At 51.4% G+C, this 2,184-nt stretch carries 1 tRNA gene and 2 rRNA genes; all 3 read right to left on the bottom strand.

From position 1 onward, the window contains the following. Window positions 1-130, bottom strand: a 23S ribosomal RNA gene (locus J2746_RS14575); the annotation flags it as partial. Window positions 131-251: 121 nt separating this feature from the next. Continuing rightward, a tRNA-Ala gene (locus tag J2746_RS14570) sits at window positions 252-324 on the bottom strand. Between the two features lie 99 nt (window positions 325-423). Next, window positions 424-1,897, bottom strand: a 16S ribosomal RNA gene (locus J2746_RS14565). Between the last annotated feature and the right edge of the window lie 287 nt (window positions 1,898-2,184).

The raw sequence follows: 2,184 nt of genomic DNA, 5'->3' as shown, positions 1-2,184 counted from the left end.
CGGGAAGACCCATTAGGAAATCCCAGGTTCATAGGCTCCATGCACCTACCCTGGGCTTATCGCAGCTTGGCACGTCCCTCATCAGCTCTTGAGCCGAGCCATCCACCTGAAGGCATATTAACCAGAGTCCATCTCACTTTGTCCAGTGAGCGTCTGATATATGCATGCATATACACGATCTCATTGCAGCTGTTGTTGCTTCAGCCGCTTCATCCTTCCCTGCAGACGTTACTCTGCAGGTGCACTGATAATGGACTTGCTGGGATTCGAACCCAGGGCCTTCGCCTTGCAAAGGCGACGATCTTCCAACTGATCTACAAGCCCATAGAAGATCCTAACACTTAGAATCTACCTTTTCTCGGATCTGACAGTTTTTCGATTTCTGACCGGTAAGTGGTGATAGGCTTTTTGCCTATCTTGCTTAGGAGGTGATCCAGCCGCAGATTCCCCTACGGCTACCTTGTTACGACTTAACCCCCCTTGCGAAATTTAGGTTCGAACACGGCACTAGTCCATGACCTCACCCATACCTCACTCGGGTGGTTTGACGGGCGGTGTGTGCAAGGAGCAGGGACGTATTCACCGCGCTATATTGAAACGCGATTACTACGGATTCCAGCTTCATGAGGGCGAGTTGCAGCCCTCAATTCGAACTACGGGCAGGTTTATGAGATTACCAACCCTTTTCAGGGTAGGGGCCCATTGTCCTGTCCATTGTAGCCCGCGTGTAGCCCTGGAGATTCGGGGCATACTGACCTACCGTAGCCCGCACCTTCCTCCGGTTTAGCACCGGCGGTCCCCACAGAGTACCCATCATCCCTAAGGATATGCTGGCAACAGTGGGCACGGGTCTCGCTCGTTGCCTGACTTAACAGGATGCTTCACAGTACGAACTGACGACGGCCATGCACCTCCTCTCAGCGATTCAGGTAAGACCTTTAGCCTGACCTACATATTGCTGTCGCCCCAGGTGAGTTTTCCGGCGTTGAGTCCAATTAAACCGCAGGCTCCACCCGTTGTAGTGCTCCCCCGCCAATTCCTTTAAGTTTCAGCCTTGCGGCCGTACTTCCCAGGTGGCTCGCTTCACGGCTTCCCTGCGGCACCTGAAACGGTCGCACCGTCCCAGACACCTAGCGAGCATCGTTTACGGCTGGGACTACCCGGGTATCTAATCCGGTTCGTGCCCCCAGCTTTCGTCCCTCACCGTCGGACCCGTTCTGGTAAGACGCCTTCGCCACTGGTGGTCCCACAAGGATTACAAGATTTCACTCCTACCCCTGTAGTACCTCTTACCTCTCCCGGTCCCAAGTCCGACAGTATCCCCCGGAAGCCTAACAGTTGAGCTGTCAGATTTCCCGGAAGACTGATCGAACAGGCTACGGACCCTTTAGACCCAATAATAGTGGCCACCACTCGGGCCGCCGGTGTTACCGCGGCGGCTGGCACCGGTCTTGCCCGGCCCTTGCTAACACCTGCTGTTTATACAGGTGGACAGCCAACATAATATGCTGGCACTCAGTATCCCCTTATCGCGGTTCCCCGCATTGTAAAGATTTCGCGCCTGCTGCGCCCCGTAGGGCCTGGATTCATGTCTCAGAATCCATCTCCGGGCTCTTGCTCTCACAACCCGTATCCGTCGTTGGCTAGTAGGTACGTTACACCCACTACTACCTGATAGACCGCAGATTCATCCTAAGGCGCCGGAACTTTGAATCACAGAACATTCCAGTATCTATGATTTATCAGGTATTATCACCAGTTTCCCGGAGTTATGCCTGACCTTAGGGCAGATTATCCACGTGTTACTGAGCAGTACGCCATGTTTACGAAAAACATTTAACTCGCATGGCTTAGTCGAATACTGATAGCAGTGACCTCTGGCAGGATCAACCAGAATTAATGTTGATCACACACAAATATTTGGAAGTCAATTAGGAATCAGTCGGAAAGAACTCTCTTTGAGAGAATATTTCCTTTCTGCACATAAGTTTGGTTAATTCCTTAATTTTTATTTAGTAGTTATACACTACCGGTCAGAATTAACCGAACTGCCAAATCCAACGTCAGACAGAAAAAGCTTCTGTCTCCACTTGTTATAAGGCGGTGATTGTAAGTGTTTTCGCGCGATTTGCGCGGACTCCTTCAAAGGTCATCATCGTATATATACCTTCCGAATCAAGAGAT

Source organism: Methanolobus bombayensis (assembly GCF_017873415.1).
Taxonomy (GTDB): domain Archaea; phylum Halobacteriota; class Methanosarcinia; order Methanosarcinales; family Methanosarcinaceae; genus Methanolobus; species Methanolobus bombayensis.
Note: the sequence above shows the minus strand (reverse complement) of the source record. Positions and strands in the feature narration are given on the sequence as shown.